Annotated in this window: 14 protein-coding genes; 4 read left to right on the top strand and 10 right to left on the bottom strand. The window is 68.6% G+C overall.

The annotated features are described in order from the left end of the window. Positions 1-184 precede the first annotated feature (184 nt). The gene (locus tag ABD893_RS16275; RefSeq protein ID WP_345082769.1) at positions 185-1159 is read right to left on the bottom strand and encodes a proteasome assembly chaperone family protein; all 975 of its coding nucleotides are present in this window, start codon (positions 1157-1159) and stop codon (positions 185-187) included. 153 nt (positions 1160-1312) lie between these two features. On the opposite strand from ABD893_RS16275, the gene ABD893_RS16270 reads away from it, so the two are divergent. Then, on the top strand, positions 1313-3556 hold the full coding sequence (locus tag ABD893_RS16270; RefSeq protein ID WP_345082766.1) for a HelD family protein: 2244 nt from the start codon (positions 1313-1315) through the stop codon (positions 3554-3556). Positions 3557-3767: 211 nt separating this feature from the next. Here the strand turns inward: ABD893_RS16270 and nrdR are convergent, their stop codons facing one another. Both nrdR and ABD893_RS16260 read right to left on the bottom strand, forming a co-directional pair. Further along, a complete protein-coding gene (gene nrdR, locus ABD893_RS16265) occupies positions 3768-4247 on the bottom strand; it encodes a transcriptional regulator NrdR (RefSeq protein ID WP_345082763.1) in 480 nt (159 codons plus the stop codon). Between the two features lie 28 nt (positions 4248-4275). Next, the gene (locus tag ABD893_RS16260; RefSeq protein ID WP_345082760.1) at positions 4276-4653 is read right to left on the bottom strand and encodes a peptidoglycan-binding protein LysM; all 378 of its coding nucleotides are present in this window, start codon (positions 4651-4653) and stop codon (positions 4276-4278) included. A gap of 188 nt (positions 4654-4841) precedes the next feature. On the opposite strand from ABD893_RS16260, the gene lexA reads away from it, so the two are divergent. Beyond that, complete coding sequence (gene lexA, locus ABD893_RS16255) at positions 4842-5537, top strand: transcriptional repressor LexA (protein WP_345082758.1); 696 nt, start codon at positions 4842-4844, stop codon at positions 5535-5537. 22 nt (positions 5538-5559) lie between these two features. Here the strand turns inward: lexA and ABD893_RS16250 are convergent, their stop codons facing one another. Both ABD893_RS16250 and hflX read right to left on the bottom strand, forming a co-directional pair. Next, on the bottom strand, positions 5560-7581 hold the full coding sequence (locus tag ABD893_RS16250) for an ATP-dependent DNA helicase (protein WP_345082755.1): 2022 nt from the start codon (positions 7579-7581) through the stop codon (positions 5560-5562). A 35-nt stretch (positions 7582-7616) separates the two neighbouring features. Next, complete coding sequence (hflX, locus tag ABD893_RS16245; protein WP_345082752.1) at positions 7617-9200, bottom strand: GTPase HflX; 1584 nt, start codon at positions 9198-9200, stop codon at positions 7617-7619. Positions 9201-9376: 176 nt separating this feature from the next. On the opposite strand from hflX, the gene ABD893_RS16240 reads away from it, so the two are divergent. After that, a complete protein-coding gene (locus tag ABD893_RS16240; protein ID WP_345082749.1) occupies positions 9377-9994 on the top strand; it encodes a class I SAM-dependent methyltransferase in 618 nt (205 codons plus the stop codon). Positions 9995-10067: 73 nt separating this feature from the next. Here ABD893_RS16240 and dapF read toward each other — a convergent pair whose 3' ends face one another. Then, positions 10068-10916 (bottom strand): diaminopimelate epimerase, encoded by an 849-nt coding sequence (dapF, locus tag ABD893_RS16235; RefSeq protein ID WP_345082746.1) that lies wholly within the window; start codon positions 10914-10916, stop codon positions 10068-10070. A 9-nt stretch (positions 10917-10925) separates the two neighbouring features. Then, complete coding sequence (miaA, locus tag ABD893_RS16230) at positions 10926-11906, bottom strand: tRNA (adenosine(37)-N6)-dimethylallyltransferase MiaA (protein WP_345082743.1); 981 nt, start codon at positions 11904-11906, stop codon at positions 10926-10928. Positions 11907-12110: 204 nt separating this feature from the next. Between miaA and ABD893_RS16225 the strand changes: the two genes are divergently transcribed. Further along, complete coding sequence (locus ABD893_RS16225) at positions 12111-12566, top strand: YbjN domain-containing protein (protein ID WP_345082740.1); 456 nt, start codon at positions 12111-12113, stop codon at positions 12564-12566. 112 nt (positions 12567-12678) lie between these two features. On the opposite strand, the gene miaB is transcribed toward ABD893_RS16225, so the two are convergent. The 3 genes from miaB to recA form a co-directional block, all read right to left on the bottom strand. Continuing rightward, positions 12679-14325 (bottom strand): tRNA (N6-isopentenyl adenosine(37)-C2)-methylthiotransferase MiaB, encoded by a 1647-nt coding sequence (miaB, locus tag ABD893_RS16220; protein WP_425548392.1) that lies wholly within the window; start codon positions 14323-14325, stop codon positions 12679-12681. 188 nt (positions 14326-14513) lie between these two features. Then, on the bottom strand, positions 14514-15212 hold the full coding sequence (locus tag ABD893_RS16215) for a regulatory protein RecX (RefSeq protein WP_345082737.1): 699 nt from the start codon (positions 15210-15212) through the stop codon (positions 14514-14516). Between the two features lie 3 nt (positions 15213-15215). Beyond that, on the bottom strand, positions 15216-16337 hold the full coding sequence (gene recA / locus ABD893_RS16210; RefSeq protein ID WP_345082733.1) for a recombinase RecA: 1122 nt from the start codon (positions 16335-16337) through the stop codon (positions 15216-15218). Positions 16338-16494: the final 157 nt, after the last annotated feature.

Raw genomic sequence — 16494 nt, 5'->3', positions numbered from 1 at the left:
GGGGCGGCTGGCGGCGTATCGCCAGGCGCCGCGGCTGATCTCCCGGCGCAGAAACGCGCAGTCGGAGGGGAATCAGGCGCAGAAACGCTCCGTCGGCGGGGGATTCAGGCGGAGCGAGGCTCAGCCGGAGAAGAGCCCAGTCCGAGAAGAGCTCAGTCGGAGCGAGGCTCAGCCGGAGAAGGACTCAGCCGGAGAAGGGCTCGTCCGGGGAGTTCCCGTCATGGTCGGCGAGGAAACGCTCGAAATGCTCACCGATCTCCTCAGCCGTCGGGAGATCCATCGTCGTCGCGAGCGGCGACTGGTCACTCTCGCTCATCGCGTCGTACTGCTCTTCGAGCGCGCCGACGATCTGACGCACCTCGGTGTTCTGGGCGAGTGTCCCCTGCAGGGCGACGGTCGCTGCATCGGTGAGGTCGCCGAGATGCACCAGCGGCAGTTCGAGCTCCGCCGCCTCGCTGACCCGGCGCAGCAGCGCCAGCGCACCAGCGGGGAAGTCGGTACGCGTGAGGTAGTGCGGGACCTGAGCGGCGTAGCCCATCGCGGGATGACCTGCCCGACCCAATCGGTGCTCCAGCAGAGCGCTGAACGCGGCCGGCAGGATCAGCTCGCCGGGCTCCTCGTCCCCGCTCTCCGGAGCGGTGCCGGGCGCGGGGGTGGGACGCGTGTTCGGCCTGCCCAGCAGTGCGGGGTCATTCGCATGGGCGAACAGCCCGATGGGCCGAGTGTGCGGGACCGCCATCGGCACCGCTTGCATGCCCACGACCCGCTCCACATCGAAGAACTCGACGAGGTCGATCAGCGCCTCGGACAGCCGACGCCACTGCAGATCCGGCTCCGGGCCGTCGAGGAAGAGGAACGGCCGATCACGCTCGTCATACATCAGCGACAGGGTCAGCTCGGGGAGCTCGACATCCACGTAGGAGGTGCCGTCGAAGGTCGCGCGCGGACGAGCACCTCGATAGTCCAGCAGCTCGTCCGTATCGAAGGACACCAGCCGCAGGTGGCGCAGCTCGTCACGCAGGTAGGTCGCCGCGATGCGGCAGGCGTTGCCTGCATCCACCATCCCCGGGAGTGCGTGGACCAGGGTGAGGCCCGATCGCGGAACGGCCTCCAGCACTTCAGTGGCTTCGAAGCGGTAGAGATCACGGGGGTCGCGCATCGCAGACTCCTCCTTCGCGGCCGTCTGGATGTCGGTGACCTGATGGCACGCGCACCCAGGCCCGTCCACCATAATGGACCACCGTGCTTTGCCGACCCGGGGTCCGCCCGGGGATGGCGCGGCATCCGGACGCAATGGCGGAAAGGCAGTGCTGTGGACGACGCTGAGGAACAGATCGCACGGGAGATCGCGCGGGAGCAGGCGTACGCGGACCGGCTCTACGCACGGCTCGACGAGCTGATGGTCCAGGTCGAGCGGAACCTGAATCAGATCCAGGGGTCGCAGCACGCCTCGACCCACCAGAACCGGTCCGAACGGGACTCGTTCATGGCGCTCTACGAAGACCGTCTCGCGCTGCTGCGCTCGGTCGCGCGCAGCGTGGTCTTCGGGCGACTGGACATGGACGACGCCGCCCGCCACTACATCGGCCGCATCGGACTGTTCACCCCGGAGCGGGAACAGCTGCTGGTGGACTGGCGCGCACCGGCTGCGTCCGCCTTCTACCGGGCTACCAGCGCGGAGCGACTCGAGGTGCGGCTGCGCCGGCACCTGATCAATCGCGGTCGCTCCGTGATCGGCCTCGAGGATGACGTCCTGGACCAGTCCGTCCTCGATGCCCCTCACCACGATGTGGTGCTCCAGGGTGAGGGCGCGCTGCTGGCTGCAGTCTCCGGGAAGCGCACCGGACGCATGGGTGACATCGTCGCGACCATCCAGGGCGAGCAGGACCGGATCATCCGCTCCGAGAATCGCGGCGTGATGGTGGTCCAGGGTGGACCTGGCACCGGCAAGACAGCGGTCGCACTGCACCGCGCCGCCTATCTGCTGTACACCCACCGTCGCCGCCTCGAGCACACGGGCGTGCTGATCATGGCGCCGACTCCCGGGTTCCTGCGCTATATCGAGCGCGTGCTGCCGAGCCTGGGCGAGTCCGGGGTCGTGATGCTCACCCCCGGTGAGCTGTTCCCCGGCGTGGAGACCTTCCTGCATGACGGAGACGAGGTCGCGCGGCTCAAGGGCGATATCGCGATGGCAGAGCTGCTCTCCCGGGCGGTCAAGCAGCGTCAGGTGGTTCCGCAGGCGGACGTCCGGCTGCGGATCGACGGCACCCCCCTCACCCTGACCCGAGAAGTGATCCGCGCCGCCCGCCGGGAGGCTCGAGCCAGTCACAAACCGCATAACTCCGCGCGCGCCGTCTTCGTGCGCGCGGCGATGGACCGGCTCGTGGACAAGTACGAGAAGTCGCTGCGCAGCCAGGGGCACACGGTGGTGCCCGAGGACCGTGCGGACCTGCTCGCAGATCTCCGCAACGACCCCGAGATCAAGCGCCAGCTGAACCTCGCCTGGCTCCCCTACACGCCGCAGGGATTCCTGCGGATCCTGTTCTCCCGCCCAGAACGCCTGCGGGAGGTCGCACCACGCAGCCTGGCAGATCAGGTGGAGCTTCTGGTGCGCCCCAAGGACGCGCCCTGGACCGTCGAGGACGTCCCACTGCTCGACGAGGTCGCGGAGCTGCTCGGAGAGGACTCCGCACCGGCCGAGGCGCGGGCTCGCGATGACGCCGAACGCCGCAAGGCCGATGTCGACTACGCCCGCAAGGTCATCGAGAGCTTCGACTCCTCCGGGATCGTCCGAGCTGAGGACCTGGCAGACCAGGTCAGCCAGGTGAGAGATGGGCGGACGCTCGCCGAGCGGGCCTCCTCGGAGCGCAGCTGGACCTATGGGCATGTCGTGGTCGACGAAGCCCAGGAGCACTCCCCCATGAGCTGGCGTGCGCTCATGAGGCGCGCACCCACGAAGTCGTTCACGGTGGTCGGGGACGTCGCACAGACCTCCTCCGCCGGCGGCACCGACTCCTGGTCGGCCGCGCTCTCGCCCTACATCCAGGACCGCCTGCAGATCGAGCACCTCACGGTCAACTACCGCACCCCGAGCCTGATCATGGATCGAGCGGTGGCGATGGCCCGTGCGCACGACCTGCCGGTGACCGAGGTGAGCTCCGTGCGCGAGGGAGACCGCGCTCCCCGGATCGAGCGCACCGAGGAATCTGCATTGACCGCTCGGACCGGCGATGCGGTGGCAGCCGTCTATGAGGAGCGACTGGGACGCCTCGCGGTGATCGTCGCCGCCGAGCGCATCTCTGCGATCGCGACCGAGCTGCGTTCCCGCAGCGGCATGCCCAAGGTGGGCGTGGGATCCGCAGGCGTGGATGATGAGATCGCCGTGATGTCGGCACAGGACGCCAAGGGACTCGAGTTCGATGCTGTTGTGCTGGTGGAGCCCGCTGAGCTGATCGACGCACATGGCGCCGGGGACCTCTACGTCGCGATGAGCCGATCCACCCAGCATCTCGGCGTGGTCCATGCCCGCGAGCTCCCTGCCGGCATGGCCGGCTGAGCACCACTCACCCGCACCCCGCAGGCCCTCACACGAAAAGGATCGGCGGCCGTGGCTTCCCCTCCACGACCGCCGATCAGGTGTGCACTGCAAGAGCGCACGAGGGATATCTTAAGCACAGGATCCGATGCTCACGCACCAGATCCACAAAATCTACGATTCCCGCACTATCTGAGGGCCGCGGGAGCTCAGAGACCCCACCGGGGGCAGCTCAGGCTGAGGTCTCCTCGATGCCCGCGCCATGCAGTCCTTCCGCACGGAGACGTGCAATGGCGGCTTCGAAGTCCTCCAGCGAGTCGAATGCCTGGTACACGCTCGCAAAGCGGAGATAGGCGACGACGTCGAGCTCCTGAAGCGGCTGCAGGATCGACAGGCCCACCTGATGAGCATCGATCTCTGCGAGCCCGCTCGAACGGATGTTCTCCTCGACGCGCTGGGCGAGCATGGCCAGCTGGTCATCGCTGACCGGGCGCCCCTGGCACGCCTTTCGCACCCCCGAGATCACCTTCACCCGGCTGAACGGCTCACTGACCCCAGAGCGCTTGAGCACCGACAGCGACGCGGTCTCCGAGGTGGAGAAACGCCTGGAGCAGTTGGGACACTGGCGGCGCCGACGGATCGTCGCACCGTCATCGGACGTGCGCGAGTCCACGACGCGTGAATCGGAGTGACGACAGAACGGGCAATGCATCCACCCAGGATACCGGCATCGGATCCGCTCAGCGGCTCGTATCTCCCGAATCCGGCAGCTCGATCTGCTGGCCTGCAGTCACACGGCCGGTGGGCAGATGGTTGAGGGTGCGCACCTCAGCGACGAACTCCTGCTCATCCATGCTCTCCGGAGCGAACTCGTCCGCATAGCCCCAGAGGGTGTCCCCCGCCTCGACGGTGATGGTCACGGGCCGCTGGGACTCGGTTCCGGCCAGTGCCGCAGGCAGATCCACCGTCAAGAGCACGGCGGCGGCCACGAGCAGCCCCAACAGGAACGCGAGACCGGTGAGGAGCACTCGTCCCCGCCGGGTGGGCACGAGTCGAACGCGTGCTCGAGCTGCACCTTCGGCGCGCTGCTCGTGCTGCGGCGGAAGAGGGAGGACCATGACGGTTCCAGTATGCATATCCGAACTCCTGTTCGATCGAATGTATGTGCGACTCTAACCCGGCATCCCGGCGACACGCAAGAGAAACATCGAACACATGTTTGGCTTCTGCCTCGTGCCGCCCTACGCTGGGTCACACCACATACGGAACCGCGAGGGTCCGACAGACGACGCCAGGAGGCCTCACGATGACGCCGAGCACCCCCAAGCCGATCCGGTCCCGCGGCGAGGCCCCCGCCGACGAGCGCACCGAGGGGCTCTCTCGGCGGCAGCGGCTGATCCTGGAGACGATCAACGCAGCGGTCGCCTCTCACGGCTATCCGCCCACCATGCGCGAGATCGGTGACGCGGTGGGGCTGACCTCGTCCTCGTCGGTGGCGCATCAGCTGCAGTCCCTCGAGCGCAAGGGCTTCCTGCGTCGCGACCCCAAGCGTCCGCGGGCGATGGAGGTCGTGATGCCGGAGGCCGACGATGCGCCTGCCCCCCTGTCTGCGCCCGAGCTCAGCCCGAATTCGGTGACAGTGCCTCTGGTCGGGCGGATCGCCGCCGGTGTGCCGATCACCGCCGAGGAGCAGATCGAGGATGTCTTCACCCTCCCCCAGCGCCTGGTGGGCGACGGCGATCTCTTCCTGCTCCAGGTGATCGGGGACTCGATGATCGACGCCGCCATCTGTGATGGGGACTGGGTGGTGGTGCGCTCACAGAACACCGCGGAGAAGGGCGAGATCGTCGCGGCGATGATCGACGGCGAGGCCACGGTCAAGACGTTCGTGCAGCGCGACGATCACGTCTGGCTGATGCCTCACAATCCGGCCTTCGCGCCGATCCTCGGCGATCATGCCGAGATCCTGGGGAAGATCGTGGCGGTGCTGCGCGCGATCTGAGACCGCGCGGGCGAGCTGTGCGTCAGCTCTCGGAGAGTCGGCGCAGAGCGCTGAGTGCGACTTCGGGGTCCGAGGTGGGCCATAGCGGGGGCATCGATTCCCGCAGATAGCCGCCGTAACGAGCGGTGGAGAGCCGTGGGTCCAGCACGGCGACCATCCCGCGGTCCGCTGTGGAGCGGATCAGCCGTCCCGATCCCTGGGCCAGCAGCAGGGCTGCATGCTGGGCAGAGACCGCCATGAAGCCGTTCCCGCCGCGTTGCCCGATCCGCTCCTGGCGTGCAGCAGTGAGCGGATCATCAGGCCGCGGGAAGGGGATCCGGTCGATGGTGACCAGCCGCAGCGAACGGCCGGACACGTCGACGCCCTGCCACAGGGTGAGGGTTCCGAACAGGCTCGCGTTCTCCTCCTCACGGAAGGTGCGCACCAGATTCGCCATCGAGTCCTCCCCCTGCACCGCAATGGTCAGGTCCAACCGGGCGCGCACGTGCTCGGCGGCGAGCTCAGCACCCCGTCGCGAGGAGAACAGGCACAGCGCACCGCCCTGGGAGGCCTCGACCAGCTCCGTGAGGTGGTCCAGCATCGCAGGGGCAGGACCCTCCCGTCCCGGCTGCGGGAGGTGACGAGCGGTGTAGAGGATTCCCTGGCGGCGGTACTCGAACGGACTGCCCACATCGAGCGCGGCCCAGGCGCTCGCGTCCTCTCTCGGCGGGAGCTCCGTCGGCTCCATGCGGGCTGCTCGGGCCAGTCCGACCTCCCCGGCAGCGGACTCGAAGCGGCCCCCGAGGGCCAGGGTGGCGGAGGTGAGCACTGCGGTGCGGTCTTCGAGGATCGCCCCGCGCATCGCTCCTGCGACGCTCAGCGGAGCCACCTGGATGCTTGAGCGGCCGGTCGCCTGGGAGTGCGCGATCGAGACCACGTCGTCCTCATCGGGGGCGGCGACCCGTTCGCAGACGTCGATGATCTCCTGCAGGTTCGCGCGCACTGTCTTGCGGGCACCGGCGGAGGTCTCGTCCCCGGCATCCTTCGCATCCGAGTGGGCGGTGCGGGCCTCGACGCGGAGCTGGGTGACCGCGTCGGCGAGCCGGGCCGGGAGGTCGCCGATCACGCGTCCATCGGGAGAGAGCTCGAGAGCCTCACGCAGCTCTTCGGAGGCGTCGTCCAGGGCAGTACCGGCCACGCCCAGGCCGCGCAGGTCCCGCACTGTGCCGCGCAGCATGCCAGGGGTGAGCACATCGGTGACTGCGCTGGTCACCCGGGCGGAGAGGTCGTGCGCCTCGTCGAAGACGACCACGTCGTGATCCGGGATGATGCCGTGGTTGTCGAAAGCGTCGATCGCGAGCAGCGCGTGGTTGGTCACCACGATGTCGACCTCCCGCGCGAGCTCGCGGCTGCGCTCGGCGAAGCAGTCCTCGAACATCGGGCAGCTGCTGCCGATGCACTGGTTGCCGGTCACCGAGACCTGGCGCCAGGCACGGTCGGAAACGGCATCCTCGAGCGAGTCCCGGTCTCCGCTGTCCGTCTCCTCGGACCACTCCCGCAGGCGCCGCACCTGCTCACCGAGGCGCTCGCCTCCGGTGCGGGCAGGATCCGTGGAGGCTTCGGCGAACAGCGCCCCGGGCTCCACGTCGACCGGGTAGCCACCGGCGATCTTGTGCTTGCACAGGTAGTTCGCCCTGCCTTTGAGCAGCGCGTAGGTGGGCGTGCGCGGCAGGTGCGGTGCCACCGCCTCGACCAGGCGTGGGAGGTCCTTGCGCACGATCTGGGTCTGCAGAGCGATCGTCGCGGTGGAGATCACGACCGGACGACCGCTGACCAGCGCATGGCGCAGAGCAGGCACCAGATAGGCGAGCGACTTGCCGGTGCCTGTGCCCGCCTGCACCAGCAGATGGCGGCCACCGGACATCGCCAGATCCACCGACTCCGCCATCGCCTGCTGGCCGGGACGAGGTGCTCCGCCGATCGCTGTCACAGCGGCGTCCATCAACGTGGACAGGGGGATCTCACCAGCCGCGGGGGACGCGGGATGGTCGGTGGCGGCGGTCATCAGCCCAGCGTATCCGCGTCCTGGCTCCAGCCGTCTCAGGCTCCGCCCGACACACCCCGGAGTTCTGCGGCGAGCGCCTCGTCCATGCGGGCGTGGAGGCGGGTGCCCTCCATCAGATGCTCCTCGGCCAGGACCTCACCGGTGGAGTGGACTCGGGAGAGGAGATCACCACGGGAATAGGGCACCACCAGATCGACCTCGACCGCGGGACGGGGCAGTCGCTCCGCGATCAGCTCACGCAGCTCTTCCATGCCCATCCCGGTACGGGCGGAGACGACGATGCTCGCCCCCACCTGGCTGCGCAATCGCGCGATGGTCTCCGGTTCCGCGACATCGGCCTTGTTCAGCACCACGATCTCGGGGACGTCGAAGCCCTCGATCTCTCCGAGCACGGTGCGCACCGCCGTGATCTGCCCCTCAGGATCCGGATGCGAGGCATCGACCACATGGAGCAGCAGGTCCGAACCTCCGACCTCCTCGAGAGTGGAGCGGAAGGCCTCGATCAGCTGCGTGGGCAGGTGCCGGACGAAACCGACCGTGTCGGCGTAGGTGAACTCACGACCGTCCGGGGTGCTCGCGCGCCGCACCGTCGGGTCCAGGGTCGCGAACAGTGCGTTCTCGACCAGCGCCCCCGCTCCGGTGAGGCGGTTCAGCAGAGAGGACTTGCCGGCGTTCGTGTAGCCGGCGATGGCGACCGCCGGCACCCGGTGGCGTGCGCGATCGGCCCGCTGGGCGGCGCGCCCCGGTGCCATCGCCTTGATCTCGCGGCGCAGCTTCGCCATGCGGTCGCGGATGCGGCGTCGGTCCAGCTCGATCTTCGTCTCACCCGGGCCGCGCGAGCCCATGCCGGCGCCTGCGCCACCCACCTGGCCACCAGCCTGCCGAGACATCGATTCGCCCCAGCCGCGCAGACGCGGCAGCAGGTATTCCAGCTGCGCCAGCTCGACCTGCGCCTTGCCCTCGCGGGACTTGGCATGCTGGGCGAAGATGTCCAGGATCAGTGCGGTGCGGTCGATGACCTTCACCTTGACGATGTCCTCGAGCGCACGGCGCTGGCCGGGCCCGAGCTCACCGTCGGTGATCACGGTGTCGGCACCGTGGGTGGCGACCAGTTCTGCCAGCTCCGCGGCCTTGCCCTTGCCCAGGAAGGTCGCCGGGTCGGGATGCGCACGGCGCTGCAGGACGCCGTCGAGCACCTCGGAACCGGCGGTCTCGGCGAGCGCTGCCAGCTCCAGCAGGCTGACCTCCGCCTCTTCGGTGTTGCCTGAGGTGTAGAGCCCGGCGAGGACCACCCGCTCCAGGCGCAGCTGTCGATACTCGACCTCGGTGACGTCCTCCAGCTCGGTGGAGAGACCTGCGACGCGTCGCAGCGCCTGACGGTCTGCGAGGTCGTACTGCTCGCCATCGACGTCCGAGCTGTAGGTGACGGAGGAGGCAGAGCTGTTCGAGCGCGAGAGGATTCGTTCGGTGAGGGCGTCACGGGCACGGGTCGACGCCTCCGCGGCGGTCTCTGCGGGGCCCTCCGCACTGTCCGAGTGCTCTGCGGTCCCGGCCCTCCCCGTGCTGGTCCCGTCGACGTCGGTGTCGGAGTCGGGTTCGGGATGGAAGGCGATGGGCACGGTCGGGGTACTCCTTGATGTCGGGGACGTCGGGGAACTGCGTTGCCCCCAGAGTCCCACGTCCGCACTCCGCGGTCGAGTGATTTTGCGCAGGGCGGAGCAGGCACGACCGTGGCTCATGACGCATCTGCGGGCTTCTGCTCGGCTCTTCCCCTTCTGCTCCGTATCCTGCAGGGGTGGACGAGCACTACTTCACCCCTTCCCCTGCGGCCCCAGATCGTCGCTTCCCGCTGCCTGTGCGCCTGGCCGGTCGTGAGCTGGACCTGGTCTCGAGCAGTGCGGTCTTCAGCGGCCACGGCCTGGACAAGGCCACTGCGGTGCTGCTGGGCCGGCTCGATGAGGTCACACAGCCCCCCTCTGGTGCCACGATCCTGGACCTCGGCTGCGGATGGGGACCGATCGCGCTGACAGCCGCGCTTCGACACCCTGACGCGCAGGTGTGGGCAGTCGACGTCAGCGAGCGCGCTCGCGAGCTGACCATCGAGAACGCACGTCGCGCCGGGCTGGACAACGTGCGGGTGATCTCTCCGGACGAGATCCCGGAGGATCTCGCCGTGGATGTGATCTGGTCGAACCCGCCGATCCGCATCGGCAAACCGGCGCTGCGGACGCTGCTGCTGGAGTGGACGGGGCGGCTGCGCCCCCAGGGCACGGCCGCGCTCGTGGTCGGCAAGAACCTGGGCGCTGACCCGCTGGCGCGCTGGCTCGGAGAGCAGCTGCCGGACCGTGCTGTCGCCAAAGTCGCGAGCGCGAAGGGCTTCAGAATCCTCGAGATCGGGCCGACGACGGACTGAGGTCGGCCACCGGGCTCCCGGAACGAGATGCTCGGGATCGCGCACGGTGCTCGAGTGCGGGTGACTCAGCCCGTCAGATCAGCGTGGTCCCGTCAGCCACCAGCTGGGCAGGGCCGGTGAGGGTGACTTCGCCGTCCGCGGTCCAGCCCACCTGCAGGCGCCCGCCGGGGACGTCCACGGTCCAGGGTTCGCCTGACTCATCGCCAGCGCGGTGGGCTGCGGCGACGGCGACCGCAGCGACACCGGTCCCGCAGGAGCGCGTCTCCCCCACTCCGCGTTCGTGGACCCGCATCACGACGTGGCGTGAGCCACGCTCGCTGACCAGTTCGATGTTGGCACCGGCTGCTGGCTCGGGGTCCAGCACGGGCCGGTGGCTGAGGTCCAGCTGCTCGAGCGCTACCTCGGCGGGGAGGAAGGCGACGGCGTGCGGATTGCCCATATCGACATCCGTCACCTCGAGGCGTTGCCCCGCGATCTCGACGATGCGGTTCCCGTCAGCGATCCGCGAGGTTCCCATGCCCACTCGGACGCTCCACGGCGCACCCGGGGTGGCGGGACGGTGGAGGATCTCCACCGTGCGCGCCCCGGCGCGGGTCAGGATCGCGAAGCGGTCTTCGCGGATATGCCCGGCACGCTGGAGATGGGCGGCCAGTACCCGAACTCCGTTGCCGCACATCTCGGCGATCGAGCCGTCCGCATTGCGATAGTCCATGAACCATTCAGGAGCGTCGGCGGGGACCTCGATACCGGCGCTGCGGGAGCGGACGGCGCGGATCACGCCGTCGCCGCCGAGGCCGGCCCGACGGTCGGCGAGCGCCGCGACAGCGGCGCCATCGAGCTCCAGCGCACCCTCGGGATCATCCAGCACAACGAAGTCGTTCTCGGTCCCGTGCCCCTTGGTGAAGCTGATGCGTTCGTTCATGCCCCGAGCCTACGACCGGGGATCCGACGTTGCTGCAACGGCAGACTCGATCTGCCGCAGGGCATGCTCGACCAGGTCTGTTCCGAGCTCGGCATCGAGCCAGTGCACTCGCTGGTCGCGTCGGAACCACGTGTCCTGCTTGCGCACCAGTCGCCGGGTGCCAGCGATCGTTGCCTCGATCGCCTCCGGGCAGCGCATGGTCTCCTCCAGCACGGCGAGCCCCTGGGCGTAGCCGATGGCCCGGCGAGCGGTCAGACCCTGCTCCAGGCCCAGCTCGCGCAGGCCGCGGATCTCCTCCAGGAGCCCGAGCTCGATCATCCGCTCCACCCGGGCGGCGATCCGCTCGTGCAGCAGGGAGCGCTCCCTGTGCAGACCGAGCTGGATCGTGCTGGGATCGACGTAGCGAGCACGCGGCAGGAATGCGGCGAAGGGACGCCCGGTGAGCTCCCCGACCTCGAGCGCCCTCACGATCCGGCGGGTGTCGTGAGGTCCGATCGTCCGGGCCGCATCCGGGTCGGTTCCCGCGAGCTCACGATGCAGAGCCTCCGGCCCCACCAGGGCGGCGCGCTCCTCGAGCCGGCCGCGGACCTCTGGATCGGTCGGTGGGAAGTCGATGTCGTCCAGGGTTGCGCGCACATACAGTCCTGAGCCTCCCACCAGGATCGGTACCCTCCCGCGACCGCGGATCGCCGCGATGGCCGCACGCGCCTCGCGCTGGTAGGTGGACACGCTCGCCTCCTGGGTCACCTCCAGAACATCCAGGAGGTGGTGCGGGATCCCGCGCCGCTCCTGCGCGGTGACCTTCGCGGTGCCGATATCCATCCCACGATAGAGCTGCAGCGCGTCGGCGTTGATGATCTCCCCGTCCAGCCGCTCTGCGAGAGCGATCGCGAGATCGGACTTGCCGGTGGCGGTGGCGCCGACGACGGCGATCAGGGGGGCGCGCGAAGCCGCCGCAGCGGTCCCGTGCTGAGCGGCGAGGGCATCCATGGGGGGCACACTATCGGCGTGCAGCACTGACCCCCTCAACGCCCCGCGATGAGGGTCAGCGGGATCACCACCGCCAGTCGAGCTCTTCCCATGGGGAGGGAGTAGGGTGATCCGCGATCCGGGACCACGGATCACCCTGATCCCTACGTCGAACGCTCGAGGTTGGAAGTGACTGCACCGAACGAGTCCCCTGTTCATACGGACATGGACTCTGCCGAAGGTATGGCGCCCCTGTCCCTGTCACGGGTCGAGGACAGCCTCACCCGCTATGGCTATGCCTATGTCGAAGATGATGAACATCCCGACATCGTGCGGGCCCGTTTCGACGACTACAGATTCCAGTTCATGATCTCCGGTGACGAGCACGGCGTGCTGCAGACCCGCGGCCGGTGGAGCCACTCCGTGGATGTCTCCCGCAAGGTCGAGATGATCAAGCTCTGCAACGAGTGGAACATGAACCGGATCTGGCCCAAGGTCTATGTGCGCCGCGAGTCGGAGGGCCTGCTCGGGGTCTACGGCGAGCTCGCCGCCGATTTTCGTGTCGGGGCCCTGGATGCCCAGATCGATAACGCGATCAAGTGCGGACTGAGCACCGTGATCGCGTTCTTCCATAGCCTCGAGGAGCGTCTCGGCCCCGAGCTCGACGACCTCGACAGCTGACGCGTCGTCGATTCGCTGCCGGCACCGATGACGATGGCCGGCACCCCTGGGTGCCGGCCATCGTCATCTGGCCGCGCGGCCCGCCCCGATCGCTGTGCTCAGGCCGCGGCGCTCACCCGCGCCGAAGTCCCGGCATTCCGAGCGTGACAGGACCGCTCGCCGTCGCGCCGCCGCCAGTCCCGCACGAGCTGCCAGCATCGTGGCCCTGCACGCCCGCCTCCCAGGCATCTCCCGAGCGGGTGCGCCGCACGGAGAAGTGCTCCGATGCCGGGGCACCGCCGTCCGAGACTCCGAGAGCCAGCGCGCTGTCTGCGATGAGGTAGTACGGAGCAGCATGGGTCACCGCCGCCGTGACCAGATCCCCCGGACGGGGACGCTCCGCGTCCGTGATCTCCTCGGGCAGCGAGAAGTGGACCAGTCGGTGGTCGCGGGCCCGGCCGGAGAGCCGCTGGGTCTGTGCATCGCGGCCGCCCTCCCCCTCGGCCACCAGGATCTCGACGGTGCTCCCCTGGAGCTTCTGGTTCTCCCTGTGGGCGATCCGGTCCTGGAGCGCGGTCAGCCGCTCGAATCGTTCCTGGACGACCTCCTTCGGGATCTGGTCGTCCATGGTGGCCGCCGGGGTACCGGGGCGGATGGAGTACTGGAAGGTGTACGCATTCGAGAAGCGGGAGGCCTCCACGACCTCGAGCGTGCGCTGGAAGTCGTCCTCGGTCTCGCCGGGGAAGCCGACGATGATGTCCGTGGTGATCGCCGCCTCCGGGATGCGGTCTCTGACCTTCTCCAGGATGCCGAGGAACTTCCTGCTGCGATACGACCGTTTCATCCGGCGCAGCACGTCATCGCTGCCGGACTGCAGCGGCATATGCAGCTGCGGCATCACGTTGGGGGTCTCCGCCATCGCTTCGATCACGTCGTCGGTGAACATCGCCGGGTGCGGGGAGGTGAAGCGCACCCGCTCCAGCCCCTCGATCTCTCCGCAGGCGCGCAGCAGCTTGGCGAAGGCACCGCGGTCTCCGATCTCGACGCCGTAGGAGTTCACGTTCTGTCCCAGCAGGGTGACCTCGAGGGCGCCGGTGTCGACCACGTCGCGCATCTCGGCGAGGATCTCTCCCGGCCGGCGATCCTTCTCCTTGCCACGCAGCGAGGGCACGATGCAGAAGGTGCAGGTGTTGTTGCAGCCCACGGAGATCGAGACCCAGGCGGCGTAGGCGGATTCGCGCCGAGTGGGCAGGGTAGAGGGGAACACCTCGAGCGACTCGAGGATCTCCACCTGCGCCTCGGCATTGTGCCGGGACCGGTCCAGCAGCACCGGGAGCGAGCCGATGTTGTGGGTGCCGAAGACGACATCGACCCAGGGAGCACGCTCGACGATCGCCTCGCGGTCCTTCTGGGCGAGGCAGCCGCCGACGGCGATCTGCATGCCGGGGTTGGCGTCCTTGCCCGGGCGCAGCGAGCCCAGGGTGCCGTAGAGCTTCTTGTCCGCGTTCTCGCGCACAGCGCAGGTGTTGAAGACGATCACATCGACCTCGCCGCGGCGCGCGTCGGCGCCCTCCGGGGCTGCGATGTATCCGGAGTCCTCGAGCATTCCGGTGAGGCGCTCGGAATCGTGGACGTTCATCTGACAGCCGAAGGTGCGTACCTGGTAGGTGCCGCGGCCGGCCGCGGTTCCGGCACGCCCGGCGAGGCCAGCGGGTCCTGCGTGGCCAGCGGGTCCGGCGGAGTGCAGATCGAGGGTCGGGGTGTGGGAGCTGAGGGACATAGTGGTGCCAGGGTACGTCGCCCGCTCGCCGCACGGCATCAGCGCCGTGCCGCGATATCGGCGGTGACCTGCGGGCTCACCACAGATGGAGGAAGCTCACAATGCCGTGGCGGCACCCAGTTGAAGGGTGGTGGCACCGCCGGGAAGGGAATGCAGTCGACGATCCTGTTCTGGCCGGGCTGTCCGGTTCAGTCCGACTGTCCCTGTGCGGCGGCGCGGAGCTCCCCGGAAATCACGTGGATCGCGAGGCTGCCCGGGTACCCCTTCCGGGTGAGCAGGGCATCCAGTCGTCGTGACAGTCGGCGGCGGTGGGCACCATCGCGTTCGGTGCGCAGCTGCTCCCGATCCCGGGATCCGATCCTGGACCGCACCAGATCCCGACAGCGCAGCTCTTCGTCGCTGGCATCCTGACCGAAGCTCAGGGCCGCGCCGATGAGCTCCGGGTCCACCCGCTTCTTCTCCAGCTCGCGGCGCAGTGCCTCGTCGCCGAGATTCCGCAGCTCCCTCCGCTGCCGGATCCATTCATGAGCGAAGGCGGCGTCATCGATCAGGCCTGCACGGTCGATGCGGGCCATCGCCTCATGCGCGATCGCTCCCGGGACCTCCCGCTGGGTGAGGCGCTCCCGCATCTCGCCTGCCGAGCGCCGGCGCGTGGACAGCAACCTCATCAGGTAACGGCATTCGTGGACCACCGCTTTTTCCCGCTCAGCGCGCTCTGGATCCGCCGCCGGGCGGGGGCGGTCCAGGATCTCCTGGGTGCGCTCGGTCAGCCGGACGCGGGTCCGTGCCTCCGGGGACGGCCTCGGCCGTGAGCTTTCCGGGTCGACAGCGGCGGCGCCGACGACCAGGTGGTCATCGGCGCCGCCGCCTGCATGCTGAGGTGCCATCGATCAGATCGTGGCGGGGACGTCCTCGTCGAGGAACTCATCCTCGCCGAGGGGCTCCTCGCTCACCACTGCCTCGGGCTCCGCGGCGTACTTGCCCACTCCGAGGGTCCGGAGGATCTTCTCCTCGATCTCCGCGGCCAGATCCGGATTGTCCTTGAGGAACTGGCGGGAGTTCTCCTTGCCCTGTCCCAGCTGATCGCCTTCATAGGTGAACCAGGCGCCGGACTTGCGGACCAAGCCGTGCTCGACACCGAGGTCGATCAGGCCACCCTCGCGGGAGATCCCTTCGCCGTAGAGGATGTCGAACTCGGCCTGCTTGAAGGGCGGCGCCATCTTGTTCTTGACGACCTTGACGCGGGTGCGGTTGCCCACGGCGTCGGTACCCGTCTTCAGAGTTTCGATACGGCGGATGTCCATGCGCACCGAGGCGTAGAACTTGAGCGCCTTACCACCGGTGGTGGTCTCCGGGCTTCCGAAGAACACGCCGATCTTCTCGCGCAGCTGGTTGATGAAGATCGCCGTGGTGCCTGAGGCGGAGAGCGCGCCGGTGAGCTTGCGCAGCGCCTGCGACATCAGGCGGGCCTGCAGGCCGACGTGGGAGTCACCCATCTCGCCTTCGATCTCAGCCTTGGGCACCAGTGCGGCGACCGAGTCGATGACCACGACGTCCAGTGCGCCGGAGCGGATCAGCATGTCGGTGATCTCAAGCGCCTGCTCGCCGGTGTCGGGCTGGGAGACCAGCAGTGCGTCGGTATCGACGCCGAGCTTCTTCGCGTACTCCGGATCCATCGCATGCTCGGCATCGATGAAGGCGGCGATGCCGCCGTTGCGCTGCGCATTGGCCACGGCGTGGAGGGCGAGCGTGGTCTTGCCGGAGGATTCCGGGCCGTAGATCTCCACGATGCGCCCGCGGGGCAGACCGCCGATGCCCAGTGCTGCGTCCAGCGCCACCGAACCGGTGGGGATGACCTCGACCGGCGGGCGGGTGTCGTCACCCAGGCGCATGATCGAGCCCTTGCCGAACTGGCGATCGATCTGGGCGAGCGCGCTGTCGAGCGAGGAGCTGCGATCCTTCGCGGACGACCTCGTGACCTGGGGCTTGGATGCTGACTTCGGTGCAGCCATGTGCTTGTTCCTTCCTGAGGGCCGGGAGTACCGACGCGGTGACCAGTGCGGCCACACTAGGCGCCGACCCCGACAGATGACCGCCGGCCCTGAACCCTGTGGATGGAGGGGCTCTGGGGAGGAGAGGTCAGTGCGGAGCGGTGCTGGGAGGACCGTC

The organism is Brachybacterium paraconglomeratum, assembly GCF_039541415.1.
Lineage (GTDB): Bacteria > Actinomycetota > Actinomycetes > Actinomycetales > Dermabacteraceae > Brachybacterium > Brachybacterium paraconglomeratum_A.
Note: the sequence above shows the minus strand (reverse complement) of the source record. Positions and strands in the feature narration are given on the sequence as shown.